Below are 16178 nucleotides of genomic sequence, written 5' to 3' on the forward strand. Positions count from 1 at the left end.
ACTCCGCCCAGTCCACGCCGTCGATTCCCGGCGCAGCCTTGCGTCTGAGTCGGTGGAACGCCTCCCGGAGCATCTGCCTGTCGATCAGGCGGGCCCACGATAATCTGCCACGATAATCTGCCAGGCATTCTATTTCCGACAACCGCCAGGCAATCTGTTATTCGTCAGTTCCGGGCACGACGGCGGCCGGCCCGCACGATAATCTGCCGCAATAATCTCGATAACCTGCCACGATAATCTGCCAGGCATTCTATTTCGTTCTATTTCGAGGCCCTCAAAAGCAAGTGCCGCCTCAAGCTCTGCGAGGAGATCAACCAGGGCGTCGTCTCCTCAGGCACTCACCGGATTTCCGATGCGCCCGCTGCATTCGATGAGCTGGACCATTTCGTCATCCGCGCTGGTGACGGACATTGGCACTCGGCTGCGAGCGATGATCCCGGAAATGTATGCCAGGACACACCCTGATTTGGCATCGTTGGGAAAGCTGAAGATGCGTGGCCTGCTACGGTTTATGAGGCCTCGCGGTGACGGGCTGGTGGCTTCGCCCTGGCGGATGCCGGTATCATAACCGGCGCTCCTCGGGAATCGGGCCGGGTGCTGCATTTCAACCTTCTCAGGCTCCCGACCGCCTCACCGGCATGGCCCTGCATCTTCACCCTTCGGCATTTGACGCTGGGTTTCGGCGCGGACGCTCGTGACCATCCGCTACTTCATTGCCACCACCAGTGCGGCCAGCAGGATGATCAGCACCGAGACCAGGGCGTTGCCGGCGATCAGGCCGGAGGCGACTGGCACGCTGTAGGTGTCCGCCTGTGCCTTCTTCCGGCGTCGCCAGTACCAGACCAGCAGGGCGCCGAGGAACATCATGATCGAGTTGTTGGCCGGCACGACGCCCGCGACCGCAAGTCCGATGGGCGAAGGCAGCCAGAAGGTGACCTTCTTCGGGCAGTACTTCTGCATGACCGTGATGATCACGCCGAGGGCCAGGCCGATGGCCATGCCCCACTTTGCCGAATCGGGAAGGGTGGCAAAGCCCTGCTCGAGCAGCTCCGCCACCCCCTTCCAGACCAGCGCGGCCGGCGCCGGCAGCTCGTCGGAACCGAGCAGCAGGTTGCCGTTGGCGTCGGTTTGCTTGACCAGCACCTGGAACACCGGAACGCAGGCGATCACGCCGGCGAAGGTGCCGAAGAACTGGGCAATCGTCTGCTTTCGCGCGTTGCCGCCGAGGATGTAGCCGGCCTTGAGGTCTTGCAGCAGTTCCGAGGAATGGGTGGCGGCGCCGGCGGTGATCGAGGCCGTCATCAGGTTCGTCTGCAGCGGGCTGACGGCGGTGCTGTGCGGAATGGCGGCCACGGAAAGCTGGGTGATCTTGCCCATCGCACCGACCGGGTTGACGTCGGTCTCGCCCGTCGCCCGGGCGGCGACGATCGCCAGCAGAAAGGTCAGCAGCACGGCGAAGACGCCCATGTGGTAGTCGATACCGAAGATGGTCTTGGCCAGGATGATGCTCAGCAGTCCGGCCGAGCCGGTGCCGACCCAGAACCACCAGCCGGGCGTCTCGATGTCGGCCAGTGCGTCGAATTCCTTCTCCTTCTTCCTGCCGGTGAGTCCACCGAGGAATCCACCGAAGGCACGCATGATGGTCTTCCACTGAAGCACGAAGGCGGTCAGTCCGGCGGCGACCATCAGGGCCGTCGACGGCCACAGGGCCCAGGCGACGATACCCTTGTAGCCGAGCACCTTGTCGCCCGGCACGATCAGAGTCTCGGTCATTTCGTCGGGCGTGCCGGCGAAGAGGACGATCTCGGTGCCGCCCAGCTCCTCCAGCTGCGTTTCGTAGTCGGGATTGGTGCCGGCGCTGGCGATCAGGTCGGTGACCTGCCGGCGTTGCTCCGGGGTCGCCCGGGTGTTGAGATAGACGCTCGAGAGGTAGTCCGGCAGCAGCGAGTCCTTCTCCGGGTGGAGCACCTCGACCGTCGGCTTGAGCCGGGCGATTTCCTCCGGGGTCCGGTTCTCGGTGCTGTTGACCTGGTTGTGGAGCTTGACCATGTCGCCCTCAAAGGAAGCGGGCATCACGCCGAAGAACAGGATCGCCCCGATCAGCAGGGCGAGGCCGACGCGGATGCCGATGATGCCGCCGAAGGCGAGGTAGAGGGGTGTGGCATTCCAGCCGATGGCGGTGCGCTCGAGCAGGGCCTTGGCCGAGGTGCCCAGCCACAAGGGCAGGGTGTCGGGGTAGAGAAACTTGTTCCAGGTCCCCTGGGTCATGCCCCAGACCTGCAGCGAGGCTTCGTTGGCGGCATCGGAGGCTTTGCCGAAGAAGATCGTGATGCGGCTGAGGAACTCGCGCCAGAAAGCGATCAGGCCGCTGGCGACCATGGCGAAGAGCAGCACCTTGGCCTTGCGCATGGCGCCCTTGCCGGTGGCGTGCAGGCTGCGGATCGTTTCGGCCGCGGCCGTCCCGGTTGGGAAGGCGAGTTTCTCGACATTGATCAGGCGCCGCTTCAGCGGGCCGGCCATGAACAGGCCCATCACGGCCACCGCCCACAGCCACAGCATCAGCTGCCACCAGGTGAACTGCACGTCCGGCATGATCATGTAGAGCGCCGGAATCGCGGCACCGAGGCCGGCGGCGTTCATGTAGCCCGCCGAGCAGGCGGTGCTGGCCATCATGTAGTTCTCCAGCACCGTGTAGGGCTTGTTGCGGACGCGGGCGGAAACCTTCTCCAGACCCTTGAAGATGGCGTAGGCGACGATGGCCGCGGTGATCGTGGCACCGATGCTCCAGGTTGTCTTGAGGCTGACGTAGATGTTGGTGACCGAAACGATGCTTCCCAGCAGCATGCCGGTGAACACCGCGCGCAAGGTCAGCTGGCGCATCTTGTCGCCCATGTAGACCTCGCGCCGCCACTTCAGCGCTTCGAGTTGTTCGGACGACAGGGTCGATTCGTCGATGTGCGCGAAGGCGACCTCGTCGTTGGCTGCGGGATTCTCGGTGTTGCTCACGAAGCTGCTTTTCGGTGGAGTCGACGGATCGGGAGGAAGCGATCCGCGTGCCGGGTTGCGGAGATTCTTTACCGCGATCCGGTGCGGGCGAAGGCCTCCTTGGTGCCCGGAAGGAAGGAAATGATCAGCATGACCGTGAAGAAGGCCGCGTTGAGGACGAGGCCGAGCGAGAAGTGCTTCCAGTTGAAGTAGAAGAAGGCGATGACGATGGGGATGAGGAAGGCCTTCACCCACAGGTGGCCGTGGATGTTGAAGGTGTGGTCCGGGTTGCGGTTCGCGGCGTTGACCGAGAAATTGTAGATGATGAGCATGGTCAGTGAGACGACGCCGATCAGGGCGAAGATGGCCCACATCGAGTAGGGGTCGTAGGTCTGCCACAGCAGGTCGGCGGCGCCGAAGGTGTCGGTGCCGGTCGCCTCCGCCAGCGTCGGGACCACGTCCTCCTTCGGCAGGGCCTCCACCTTGTCGGCCGCCATGCCGAGCTTCTCGGTGAGGTAGCGCCGGGCGAGCACCGCCTTGTCGCCGGTGGTCTCGTAGAGGTGGCCGGCCACGAGCGAACCGATCGACCAGCCGATACCGACGGTGAAGTTGCCGAAGCCGATGTAGAGCGCCTCGCGGCCCGGCGGGGCGATTTCGACGATGTAGCGGGAGGTGCCGGGGCCCGACAGCATTTCACCGAGCGAGAAGAAGCCGATGGCACCGAGGATCCACCAGCCGTTCATGCTCATGCCGAGTCCGTAGGTGGCGAAGATCGCCATCATGATGCCGATGATGATGGTCACCAGCGTGGGCACCTTGCGGGTGAAGTAACCCATGAGGAAGGTGCCGAGACTGATCAGAAGCGAGTTGAAGAGGATCATCCACTCCTGGGTCAGGTTGCCGCCGTTGACCTTGGGGACGGTGTCCTGGCCGATGATCGTGCCCAGCCACGAGGCGAGGCGGCGGGAGTCGACCCAGTCGTCGATGAAGTTCGGCAGGATGTCGAAGAGCTGGAAGGTCAGCAGCCAGAAGCCGGCGAAGCTGATGGTGAAGAAGAACAGCCGCGGCTCGAGCAGTCCGCGCAGCGACTCGTAGAGCATGCGCAGCGGGCCGGGCTTTTCCTCGCCATCGGCGGTCGCCATCCGGGCCGGCTCCTTGAAGAAGAACAGCGGAATGAAATTCAGCGCCACGGCGGCCGAGCAGACGTAGAAGACGTAGGAGAAATTCCATCCGCTCAGGAAGCCGGCGATGAGCGGACCGAGGAAGCCGCCGACGTTGACGAGCTGATAGAAGATGCTCCAGCCCAGCGAGGAGTTCCGCTTGTCGAGCTGGCTGGCGATCAGCCCGCCGATCCCCGGCTTGAAGATCGCCGTGCCGAAGGCCACGAACATCGCCCCGGAGAGGAGCACCCAGTAACCCGGCTCGCTGCCCTCGGCCCGGGCCTCGGCCAGCGATCTGCCGCCGGCCAGCATCTCGGCCAGCGGGATGCAGGCCGCCATGATGAGGTAGCCGATGATCTTGAGCAGGGTGGCCCCGGCGATGTTGATCTTGTAGCCGTAGCGGTCGGCGAAGCCGCCGGAGAGGATGGGGACGAAGGACTGGACGATGGCCCACAGGGCGAAGATCTCGCCCTTCTGGATCTGGTCGAGCTCGGGGCCGCCCTCGCCGAGCGCCGCCACCATGAAGACGGGCAGCATGACCCGCACGCCGTAGTAGGAGAAACGCTCGATCAGTTCCATCCAGCCCGACACCCAGAAGACGCCGCTGAAGGACTTGAACTGGCCGATGAGCGTGTCGCTCGGAGGTGGGGCGGGCTTGTCGGAGGCTGTCATGAAACCGTGGCGTCAGTGGGAAAAGGCAACGATCCCGGAGCAAGCCCCGGATGGATATTGCATTTCAATCCGACGACGCGGCTTTGTCACGGGCGGATGCCGACATGGAGCCGATCGGCCCATCGATCAGCCCGCCAAGTGGATCGTCGGGCGCACGGGACGCCCGGGATCCTTGAGGGTCGCGCCTTACTCCGTGCCGGAAAGGCGGCCGAACAGTCGGCCACCGGCTCCCTGCGACGCGTCGATGGTGGCGGTGACGTCGTTGAGTCCTCCGACGCCCGGCGTCACCACGAAGGTCACCCCGCTGGTCGGTCCACCGCTGGCGTCCGGCACCGGAACACCCAGCCAGGGATCACCGATTCCAAGATCGCTGCTGTGTTGCAGTTCGAGGATGGCGCCGGCACGGGCCGCGATCGGAAGGCAGCTGAACTCAAGAATCAGGTTGTCTCCGCTCTCGGTCGCGGTCGGCAGCAGGCCGCTGGCATCGGTCGAGGGACCGGCCGCACCCAGAAGGAAGGCGATGCCGTCCTGCACCCCGTCGCCGTTGGCATCGCCGTCAAACGGCTCGCCGCCGGTCGCCCATTCGGCATAGCCGGTGATTGGCTCGATGATGTCGACCGTGAGGGCAGCCGGGGCCACGGCGGCGAAGCCCGAACCCGGATCGGGAATCGAGAGCGTGAGCGTCTCGTTGCCCTCGGTGGTGCCGTCGTCGATCGTCGCGATCGGGAAGGTGACTTCGGTGTCGCCGGCCGGAATGGTCAGCGAAAACGTGGAACTCAGGTCCGACGCATCGGCGTCGCCGCTGATCTCCAGGGTGACCGACACCGCCTGCGCGAGGGGCAGCGGGGTCGACAGGGTGCCGGTGGCCGTCTCGCCTTCGAGGACCTCCGTCACGTCCACCGTGACCGAGAGGGCCGGGCTGAAGTCGGTGCAGACACCGATGGGGTTGAAGACCGAGATGTTGTCGATGGCCCAGCCCGGCTTGGCCTCGGTGATGTCGGTGCCGAGAATCCAGCGGAACTGCACGGTGCTGTCGGCCCATGTCGGAGGCAACTGAACCTGCACGGTCTCAAACTGGAACGACCTTCCGGTCCATGCCATCCGCCCGCCGAGGGGCGACTCGTAGAGCGGGTCGCTGCTGATCGTTTCGAGGTATTCGCCCGAGACGAGGGTGGCTCCGTTCGGGAGGTCGGCGATGAGATCGATCCAGTCCCCGCCGTTGAGCGAATATTCAAGCACCCCGCCATCGTAACCGGTCTCGAAATGGAAGTTGTGGCGGAAGCGCAACTCGGAGGTTTCGGCGAGGGTCATGACCGGTGAGACCAGGAAGCTCTGACCGGACACATTGACCGCGGGTGAGGTGCCGGCGTTGGTTCCGTTTTCGCCGGCAGCGCTCACGCTCCAGCCGGCACCACCACCGGTGACCTGGCTGACCCAGCCGGTTGGCAGCGCGCTGGAACCCTCGAAGTCGGCGACCACGATGCCGTCTTCCGACGGCTCCCCGAGGAACAGGGGGAAGCTGGTGGAGAAGTCGAGATCTCCGGTCGCGGTCAGCGAGAGGTCGAGGAGAACGGTCTCTCCACAGGTCCCATCCTGGGAGAAGAGGAAGGAGAAGGTGTGGGAGCCTCCAGCAGGGATCACCGGCACGCTCTCGCTGACCTCGAAACCCGTGAATCCGGTCGGGCCCGAGAGCGAGGCTTCCACTCCCGCGGCGTCGACATCGTTCTGGTTGGTGACCGTGACTTCGTAGCGGACGGTTTCACCCGGATCGGGGAAGCCGTTGTTGGGAATGTTCGACTCGTCCACGAGCTCGGTGGAAGTGATCACGATGGCCGGGGCATCGACCGCAAAGTCCAGCTTGGCCTGCATCCGGTAGAGCTGGGCGATGTTGCTCGGATCCCCCGAGACGCGGATGATGTAGTCGCCGGCCCCTGGCACCACGAAGTTGCGGATGAGTTCCTGCTGGCCGAGCGGGGCACTCGTGGCGGCGGTGATGACGGTGGTTCCGGTGGCATCCAGCAATTCCAGCCCGAGGTTGTGGCGGCTGCGTGGATTGAAGACATCGCCGGTGTCGCAGGCGGCGGTCTGCGGGCCTTCGAGGTAGGTCGTGCCGAAGGGGTCCGCGGGACTGATCAGCACGGTCAACTGCCTGCCGGCGGGCGAGCTGAACTTGAAGTAGTCGACGTCGGTGTCGTCATCGATGCTCAGGTATTGATAGCTCAGCGCCTCGGAGGACAGAGGCAGGGGCGTGGCATTGGCCACCGAGTCGTTGTCCTTGATTCCGGAGTGCACCTCGAGAATGTCGCCGTACATGCGCTGCAGGGAGTGAATGTCGTCGTACTGCGGTCCGATGATGTTGTCCGAGGCGAACGGCTCCATCAGCTTGGTTTCGCTGATCGGGCAGACGTGCTCGAGGCCGAGGGAGTGACCGATCTCGTGACTGAGCGTGTTGATGAACCGCTCGGGATCGGTGGCGGAGTTGTCGAAGTAGTCGTCGGAGGAATCGAAGACCATGTCGCCAATGTCGGGGAAGAAGGCGAAGGCAAGGATGCCGCTCGGTCCGTCAATCGCGCGGGCCGAAACGCGGATGTCGCCACGCACGCCAAGCACGCCGTCGCCGAAGCCCCCGTCGAGGTCGATGGGCGTGCCGTCGTCGTTGGGTTCGTAGACGAAGGTGATGCCCGTCTCTTCGGCGATGCGGTCGAAGCCCTCCTGCACCGGCCGGAACCAGAGTTCGTCGGTCGGGTCGGCGGCGTCCTTGTCGCCGCCGACGAGGCCGGCAAGCCACTCGCGGAAATTCGAGGGCCCGAAATCGAGGTCGCCGTCCGGCGCCAGGGTGCCGTCCGGCACGATGCTCCAGGTGAGGGTCACCGGTTGTCCCTGAAGCTCGTTGCCTGCGCCGTCGGTGGCGGTGACGTCCCAGTGGTTGGAGATGTCGAACTGGGTGGCCGCAATGCGCGTTTCCCCGTTCTGCAGTCCGCCCTCGACCTCGAGGCGGCGATAGGTTTCGACGACCTCCGGCGGGGTGCCCGGACCGAAGCACAGGAAGCGCGGAGCCGAGCCGTCGAAGCGGTTCACCTCGCGACGGTATCTCTCCGCACCCCTCCGGAAATTCGGCGGCAGCGCAGCGATCAGTTCGTCGGTGTCGAGATGGGCGAAATTGAGGTGGTGGGCGGGGTGGCGGAGCTCCGGGTCGAGGCCGATCGCCGTCTGCAGCGAGACGATGGATTCGTCCGCGGCGGCGAGCCAGGCCTCGGAGGCGTTCCTGAGCGCCGACTTGGGCGACTTGCGGGAACCCACCGGATGGCGGGGAACGTCAGCCCACTCCGGGGAGGACCCGGCGGACGAACGAGTTTGGGAAGATGGATCGACCTGTGTCGAAGGAGCATCGCCTCCACGCTGGGTTTCCTCGGATCGGTTCGAGATCCATTGACCGGCAAATGTTGCCGCGAAGAAGACCAGTGGGAGCGCCAGGGCAGCGGATTTTTTAATCATCGGAGCGCGACGAGACTACGACCTTGAATCGCCGGGACAAGCTAACATTTTTCCAATGACGGGGGCCGCTCCGCGGGGCTCTCATCTAACGATAGGAAAAATGGATTGCCGCCCGCCGACTCGATCCGTAAAAAGCTTCGAACGCGAGCTTCAAAGCCCTTGATGTTCAACGCACGTTAACAATTGTTCATGCGCTTTTTTTCACTTCTCCTCGCGCCAGCCGTCCTGTTCCTCGCCAGTTGCGGGAATGACCTGGCCCTCGTCTCGAAGGACCGCGCGCGGGGGAGCCTCGGTTCCGCCGGCTACGGCAGGGAATACGACCCGGCCACGCCCAGTGCCTCGGTGGTTTCGAAGGGTCATGCCCTGAGGAAGGACAAGCACGGCATGCCGCTCTACAACGGCGAGCGCCTGCGCCACGTCCGCATGACCGCCTACACCTGCTCGGAAGACGATCACCTGGAGTATGGATCGATGAATGCGGCGGGCACGCCCCTGCGCTACTCGCAGCGGGTCCGCAGCGCCGCCGCCGACTGGTCGGTGTATCCCGTGGGAACCACCTTCAAGATCAAGGGCCTGCCGCATCTCTACGTGGTTGATGATTACGGCTCGGCCCTGACCGGCACCGGCACCATCGACCTCTACAAGCCGAGCAAGCAGCACATGAACGCGTGGGGCCTGCGGAATGTCGAGATCGCCGTCGTGCGCTGGGGCTCCTACGAGCGCAGTGCCAAGCTGCTTTCCGGGCGCCTCGGCTACTCGCACTGCCGGCAGATGTATGCCGCCATCCAGCGCAAGAACGGCGGCCGCGACACGGCGATGCGCTGAGCTTTGGAAGGGGCGCTCCGTTCCGCTGCCGGACTGGTCGCTTGTTTCCTGAGCGCCGGAGTTTGATCCTCGGGTCATGACCAAGACCGAGCGCGCCGCGCACATCGACCGCCGTCTCGCGGAGTTGTATCCGGAAACGCCGGTGCCGCTGGACCACGTCGACGCCTACACGCTGCTGATCGCCGTCCTGCTCTCGGCGCAGTGCACCGATGCCCGGGTCAACCAGGTCACCCCCGCGCTCTTCGCCCGGGCCTCCTCTCCGGCCGCGATGGCGGAGGTGCCGGTCGAGGAGATTCGCGCGATCATCCGGCCGTGCGGATTGTCGCCCCGCAAGTCGCAGGCGATCTCCGAACTTTCGAAGATCCTGATCGACCGGCACGGCGGCCGGGTGCCGGCGGATTTCGAGGCGCTCGAGGCGCTTCCGGGGGTCGGCCACAAGACCGCCTCGGTGGTCATGGCGCAGGCATTCGGCGTGCCGGCCTTTCCGGTGGACACGCACATCCACCGCCTGGCCCAGCGCTGGAAGCTCACCGACGGCCGGTCGGTCGAGCGGACCGAGAACGACCTGAAGAAACTCTTCCCCCGCGAGCGGTGGAACGCGCTGCACCTGCAGATCATTTTCTATGGTCGTGAACACTGCACCGCACGCGGGTGCGACGGCACGGTTTGTCCCCTTTGCCGCGAGCTTTTTCCGCGTCGCCGGAGCGCGGTGCAAACCCGGAAATGAACGAGGCAGAACTTCGGCCCAAGATTCCTCGGGCTTCCGAAGTTTCTTTTTGAAATCTTTCCTTGTCGGGCAAGAGAGGATTACCAGAATGCCGCGACTCGCTATCTTCAAAAACCGAGAACACCATGATCGAATCCCTCATCTCCCGCTCCCGCCGACTTCCCGGTGCCATCATCACCACGGCCCTGCTCACCGCCCCGGCGTTGCTCGCGCAGGACGCTCCGGCCGACAAGAGCGCGCTCCAGAAGTACGTGCTCGACGGGGGCTGGACGATGATCTTCATCGGCCTCGCGGTCCTCTCGCTGATCGCGTTGAGCGTCTTCAACTTCATCAACCTGACCAAGGCCAAGTTCGCGCCCGACGATCTCAAGATGGCCTTGATGGATCACATGACCAACTGCCGGGTGCGCTCCGCGATCGAACTGGCCGCCTCGCACCCGTCCTACCTCGGCCGCATGATGGCCTACTCGCTGCCGAACATCGATGCCACCCGCCCCGAGGACCTCGGCCGCGACCAGATCGAGGATGCGATCGCCGACTTCTCGATCAACGAGAACCGCAAGTCGATGACCTGGGTCAACTACATCTCGCTGGTCGCCCAGGCCGCCCCGATGCTCGGACTGTTCGGAACCGTTCTCGGCATGGTCGGCGCCTTCAGCACCCTCGCCGAATCCGGCCAGGCCAACCCGACCCAGCTCGCCGGTGACATCCAGGTCGCGCTGCTCACCACCCTGTGGGGCCTGATGACCGCGATCCCCTCGCTGATCGCCTACTTCTTCTTCAAGAACAAGCTCAACAGCCTGGTCGCCGACTGCCACCACGCCGCCGAGGACCTGATCAACGCCTCGGTCCAGACCGTCAATCAGGACGCCTACCTCGCCAAGATCCCCGAAGGCATCGCCACCTGATCCGGCCCGCCGCGGCTTGCTCCAAAATCCCGAATCATGGCCTCGAACAAACTCCGCAACTCCCAGCTGAACGCCGAGGGCGACGCGTCGGTCGACATGTCGCCGATGATCGACCTGGTCTTCCTGCTGCTGATCTTCTTCCTGGTCAACGCGACCATGATCATCGTCCAGCAGGATGCCAAGGTGAAGCCGCCGGTGGCGAGCAATGCCAAGGAGGCCGAAAGCGGCAAGGGCCGCATCGTGGTCAACATCTACGAGAACGGTGATTTTTTCAACGCCGGGGGTGAGGCCGATGGTTTGAAGTTCGATACCGACGAGGACCTCTTCGACTACATCAAGGAGGCCAAGGAGGACGTCGATCTCGAGGGCCTGGAGCCGAAGCTCCACCTCCGCGGTGACAAGCGGGCGGTCTTCAAGCACGCCCGCAAGGTGATCCGCATCGCCGCCAAGGCGGGGGTCGATCAGGTCATCTTCGCCACCTACGGATTCGAGCCGAACGAATGATCCGACCTTGACCCAGCCATGGCCCGACACAAGAAACAAGCGGAAATGGAGGAGGACCAGCCGAAGCTGGACATCTCCTCGCTGATCGACGCGACCTTCCTGCTGCTCATCTATTTCCTGGTCACCACCACGATCATGCCGCGCGAAAGCGACGTGCCGATGCAGCTTCCCGCCGCCGCTCCGAGCGAGACGCCGCCGGAGATCGAGCCGAAGCTCATCCGCATCGATGCCACCGGGGCGATCTACGTCGGCTCCGGAGCCAGCCAGATCCCGATGGATTCGGACGCGGAAAACCGCAACGTGCCGATGCTCTACGAGGACCTCAAGGCCTATGCCGAGAGTGCGAAGTCGGCCAGTGCCGAGCCGCTGGTGCAGATCTACGTCGATGGCGAGGCCTCCCAGCAGCGCGTGATCGACGTGCTCAACGCGCTGACCGGTGTGGAGATCACCAAGGTCACCTTCACCGACCTGGTGGACCCGTGATGGGTTGCGGCCGGGCCGCAAAGCCTCCAAGATAATCAAGCGCCGGGCCGTTGTCCCTTGCGGGAGCTGCGACGCGGCGCTTCCCTTTCCCGAGAACTCCGAAAACCAAGTCATGAACCCCTTCCGACGCCTCATGCTGCCCGTGCTGGTCGCGATCCTTTCCGCCGGCCACTTCGCCGCCCCCGTCCGGGCCGAGCTCGAAACCCCGCAGTCCCTCAATGCCAAGGCCACCGACCTGATGAAGCAGGACAAGTGGGCCGAGGCCCTGCAGATCCTGACCCGCTGCACCGACCGCTTCGATGGCACCGCACTCACCCTCTACGGGCCGCAGTTCGGCGTGACCTGGTACCGCAAGGGCATCTGCGAGTTGAAGCTCCAGAAGTGGGACGATGCCGCGAATTCCTTCAAGACCTGCGCCACCAAGTACGCCAACAAGCAGAACGACAGCGGCTCGAGCAACATCTTCGACAAGCGCGCGCTGCTGCAGTGGGGCAACGCCGCGATGGGCGGCGAGGATTGGGAAACCGCCCTGCGCATGTTCAAGAAGTTCCTCGATGAGCGCGACAAGACCCGCGACAAGTTCCAGCCGGGCTCGTTCTTCATCAACCTCGCGATCTGCAACCTCAAGCTCAACCGGATCGACAAGGGCGTGGAGCACTTCGAGACCGCGCTGAAGAACAAGGTGGCCTACCGCACGCCGGAAGCCGGCATCGTTTCCGCCTTCCAGGCGCTGGTCGACGCCGTGATCGAGGAGGAGGACGAGGCGGCGCTGTTGGCCTTCGTCGACGCCAACCGCTCCGACATCGTGATCGAGCCGTACGACATGCCGTCGTACTCGACGCTTTTCCTGTCCCTCGCCGGCAAGGCCTACAAGGCGGACATGGAGGCGAGCGCCTTTGTCCTCTACCAGCTCATCCCTTCGACCAAGGTGATGCTCCAGGACGTGGAAAGCCGGCTCGCCCGTCTCGGCGACCGCCCCGGGGTGGTCGATGGCAACCGCGTGATCCGCCGCAGCACCCTCAAGGACTCCCAGGAGATGCTCGAGACGCGGCTCAACAGCGGCGATCCCAACGAGGTCATCCAACTGGCGGCCACCGCCTTCATCCACGAGAGCTACGGCAACGTGCGCGGAGCCTATGCCTGCTACAAGCAGCTCGAGCTGTTCTACAACAAGAGCAAGAACCGCGAGGACCACCTCTACAACCTGGTCCGCACCGCCTCGGTGATCGGCCAGGTGATGGAAACCGAGAACTACGGCTCGCTCTTCCTCAAGACCTTCCCCGACTCGAAGCACGTGCCGGCGGTGCGCCGCCTGATGCTCACCTCGCTGTTCTACGGCGGCGAGTACGAGAAGTGCATCGAGATCGCGACCGAGATGCTGCCGAAGCTGAAGGACGGCACCAAGGAGCACGACATCTGCCTGCACGTGCTCGGTGGCAGCTACTACTACACCGGCCAGTACAAGCCGGCCCAGCCGCTGCTCGACCAGCACGTCGAGCTCTACCCCGAGAGCAGCTTCGACATGGCGGCGCTCTACTTCCAGGCGTCGAACCTGTCGCGCCTGCAGTTCTGGTCGAAGTCGGCCAAGCTGCTCGACGCCTTCTTCGAGAAGTTCCCGAATCCGGCCGAGAACATCTACTTCCCCTTCGCGCTCTACGACCGCGCCAACTGCCACTACGCCCTGGATGAGTTCGAGGCGGCCCTGCAGAAGCTCAACCGGCTCGAGAACGAGTTTCCGAATTCGGAGGTCATGGACATGGCCTACAACCTCAAGGGCAACGTGCTGCAGAACGAGGACCAGGACGAGGAGGCCGAGAAATACTACATCAAGGCGCTCGAGCTGGCCGAGCGGCGAGAGAACCGCATCGTCGCCGGGGAGGCGCTCAACTACCTGATCGCGATGCTCGGTGAGAAGCCGAAGAAGAAGGATGCGCCGAACCGCATGGCCGATGCCATCCCCTTCGCCGACAAGTTCTGGGCTGAGTATCCCGACTCCCCCTATAAGGGCCAGGTCGCCGTCTCGCAGATCCACGCGATGCAGGCCGCCGGCCGCGGCGAGGAGGCGCTCAACCGGCTCCGCGACGTGATCGCCGACCTTGCCACCACCCCGGGTGCGGTGGGCATGGAGGAGGCCATCGGTTCCTACACCGAGGTCTACCTCGAAAGCCACACCCCGGAGGAACTCAAGGAGCACTACTACAGCTTCCCCAAGATCCAGGCTTCGAACAAGGCCGCCCGCGCCCTGCTGCGCATCGCCATCATCGGCGTCTATGAGGACCAGCTCAAGAATGCCAAGACCGACGCCGAGAAGATCAACGCCGAGGCCGGCATCAAGGTGATCTTCCAGGACCTGAAGAGCGACGACTTCGGTCTCAAGGACCTGTCGAACTTCATCCTGGTCCGCGTCGGCGACTTCATCCGCCAGACCAACACCCCGCTGGAAGCGCTCGACTACTACAACGAGGCGCTCGGCCGCGACGACAAGTCGTACCGTTTCCCGGCGCTCTTCGGCCGCGCCGCGGTGCTGGCCCAGGGCACCGCCGCCCAGAAGAAGGAGGCCATCGCCGACTTCCAGCGCGTGCTCAAGGACTCGCAGGACCGCGGCGACAAGGATCGTGCGCTTTATCAGATGATCATCACCCAGATGGACGTTGGCGACTTCGAGAAGGCCAAGGACAACGCCCGCCTCTACCTCGACCGCGAGAAGGGCTATTCCTCGAACAAGCCCGAGGTCGCGATGCTGCTGGCCCGCGCCTACGACAAGCTCGGGATGACCGAGGACGCGCTCGCCTCCTACATCAACGTCGCCAACACCTACAAGGGAGCGCTGCGGATCTCGGTGCCTGCGACCAAGCGGGCGATGGAGATCTTCTGGGACCGCAACGGAACCGCCGCCAATGGCGTGCCCGACCGCCAGGGTGCCTACAACATGGGCCGCTCTTTTGTGGATCAGACCCGCCGCATCGTCACCGGCGACGACGTCAAGGCCACCGACGACGAGGTCGCCCAGTGGAAGGAGCTCGAAAGACTCGTCGAGCAGTACGTCGCCAACCCCGAGGTGAAGTCCAAGGAGGAACTTGCCGAGGAAGCCCGCTGAAAACCCTGAAACCTGATCCGACCATGAAAGCCGCCGCCTTTTCCACCCTCGCCGCCGTGCTCGTCGCGGCACCGGCCGCCCACGCCCAGCGCTTCCAGCAGGAAGCGATGCTGATGATGAGCGAAACCGAGTTCGAGCGCGTCTGGATCGCCGACGCGACCACCACCCAGATCGGCTACTTCGAGACCGAGCGCGGGGTCGACTCGAAGGCCATGCCGATCAGCAAGCCGCAGGCGATCTGGCTCATCGAGCCGCCCGAGTACAACGAGGCGATGGAACTCTACCAGGGCCGCAAGTACTCGGAGGCCCGGGAGAAGTTCGCCACCGTGCGTGAGAAGTTCTCACGGCTCGTCGAGCTGCCCGACAACCACTCGTCGCTCGCCGCCTTTTACGAGATGGAATGCCTGCGCAAGCTGGGCGACCTCGACGGCCTGAAGGCGGCGCGGGAGAAGTTCCTGCCGGTCGACCGCCAGAGCCTGACGCGCCGGCACCACCTCGATCAACTGGAGCTCTACATCCTGTGGGAAGCCGTCCGCGTGAAGGAGTGGAGCCGGCTCGTGCTGCTCGGCCAGGAGTGGCTGGAGAAGGACATCCCCGGATACCAGCGGGCCCAGGTGGGCTACTGCCTCGGGCTCGCGCTGGAGGGCGAGGAGAAGCCGATCGAGGCAATCAATGCCTACAACATCGGCATGACCGCCGATACCGGTGCCTCCGAGCGGATCACCGCCGAGGCCGCCCGCAACGCGATGCGCCTGTATCTCGATGATGAAAGCGTGAAGCTGGCGATCAAGCTGCACGGCACGCCGGACGAGGATCCCCAGTCGGCGGGCGCGCTGCGACTGATCGAAGGCGCCTCGCTCGCCTCGCTCTACAACCTCACCCTCGGGGGAGGCACGCCGCTGCCCGAGGCCGGCAAGAAGCTGATCGAGTATCTGCCCAAGGATCACCGCAAGAAGGCGACCGCCGCACCGGCGCCGGAGAAGCCCGAGGGCGATGCGAAGAAACCCGCGCCGAAGAAGGACAAGTAAGGCAGGAGCGCGCGACGCTGTCGCGCCTCGAGGAGCCGGGAGACGGCGTTTCACCTGCCGGTGCGGCGTCATCGTGCCGACTGGTACCACGAATCCGACTCCCGTCCACTTCCCGCCCGTCGCGGAAGCCTGCACCCGTTTGGAGGTTTGCCGATCGTGCCAACCGGGCAGGTGAGGCGATGCGCGACAGCGTCGCGCGCTCGTGCGCGTGCACCTACATGAAACCAACCAGTGAGAGTCTGAGTCCTCCCGAGACGAGCAACGGGAGAGCAGCCGAAGGCAACTGCGTCGTCG

At 64.4% G+C, this 16178-nt stretch carries 10 protein-coding genes; 7 read left to right on the top strand and 3 right to left on the bottom strand.

Annotated elements, in window-relative coordinates; genetic code table 11:
• Positions 1-705: 705 nt before the first annotated feature.
• The 3 genes from ACG2LG_RS22455 to ACG2LG_RS22465 all read right to left on the bottom strand — a co-directional run bounded on the left by ACG2LG_RS22455 (position 706) and on the right by ACG2LG_RS22465 (position 8117).
• A complete protein-coding gene (locus ACG2LG_RS22455) occupies positions 706-3006 on the bottom strand; it encodes an OPT family oligopeptide transporter (RefSeq protein WP_396262886.1) in 2301 nt (766 codons plus the stop codon).
• A gap of 68 nt (positions 3007-3074) precedes the next feature.
• Positions 3075-4817: an MFS transporter gene (locus ACG2LG_RS22460; RefSeq protein WP_396262887.1), complete on the bottom strand. Its 1743-nt coding sequence runs from the start codon at positions 4815-4817 to the stop codon at positions 3075-3077.
• A 186-nt stretch (positions 4818-5003) separates the two neighbouring features.
• Positions 5004-8117, bottom strand: coding sequence for a matrixin family metalloprotease (locus tag ACG2LG_RS22465; RefSeq protein WP_396262890.1), 3114 nt, complete (start codon positions 8115-8117; stop codon positions 5004-5006).
• 384 nt (positions 8118-8501) lie between these two features.
• Here ACG2LG_RS22465 and ACG2LG_RS22470 point away from each other — a divergent pair, with 384 nt between their 5' ends.
• From ACG2LG_RS22470 to ACG2LG_RS22500, 7 genes are all read left to right on the top strand, one after another.
• Positions 8502-9137 carry a 3D domain-containing protein gene (locus ACG2LG_RS22470; protein ID WP_396262892.1) on the top strand — a complete coding sequence of 212 codons (636 nt, stop codon included), beginning with the start codon at positions 8502-8504 and terminating at the stop codon, positions 9135-9137.
• Between the two features lie 76 nt (positions 9138-9213).
• A complete protein-coding gene (gene nth / locus ACG2LG_RS22475; protein ID WP_396262894.1) occupies positions 9214-9864 on the top strand; it encodes an endonuclease III in 651 nt (216 codons plus the stop codon).
• Between the two features lie 125 nt (positions 9865-9989).
• Positions 9990-10772: a MotA/TolQ/ExbB proton channel family protein gene (locus tag ACG2LG_RS22480; RefSeq protein WP_396262895.1), complete on the top strand. Its 783-nt coding sequence runs from the start codon at positions 9990-9992 to the stop codon at positions 10770-10772.
• Positions 10773-10808: 36 nt separating this feature from the next.
• On the top strand, positions 10809-11276 hold the full coding sequence (locus ACG2LG_RS22485; protein WP_396262897.1) for an ExbD/TolR family protein: 468 nt from the start codon (positions 10809-10811) through the stop codon (positions 11274-11276).
• 18 nt (positions 11277-11294) lie between these two features.
• Entirely contained in the window at positions 11295-11759 is a 465-nt protein-coding gene (locus ACG2LG_RS22490; protein ID WP_396262899.1) for an ExbD/TolR family protein, read from the top strand.
• A gap of 112 nt (positions 11760-11871) precedes the next feature.
• Positions 11872-14856: a tetratricopeptide repeat protein gene (locus ACG2LG_RS22495; RefSeq protein WP_396262901.1), complete on the top strand. Its 2985-nt coding sequence runs from the start codon at positions 11872-11874 to the stop codon at positions 14854-14856.
• A gap of 23 nt (positions 14857-14879) precedes the next feature.
• Positions 14880-15884: a hypothetical protein gene (locus tag ACG2LG_RS22500; RefSeq protein ID WP_396262903.1), complete on the top strand. Its 1005-nt coding sequence runs from the start codon at positions 14880-14882 to the stop codon at positions 15882-15884.
• Positions 15885-16178: the final 294 nt, after the last annotated feature.

The organism is Haloferula sp. A504, assembly GCF_044385805.1.
GTDB lineage: Bacteria > Verrucomicrobiota > Verrucomicrobiia > Verrucomicrobiales > Akkermansiaceae > Haloferula.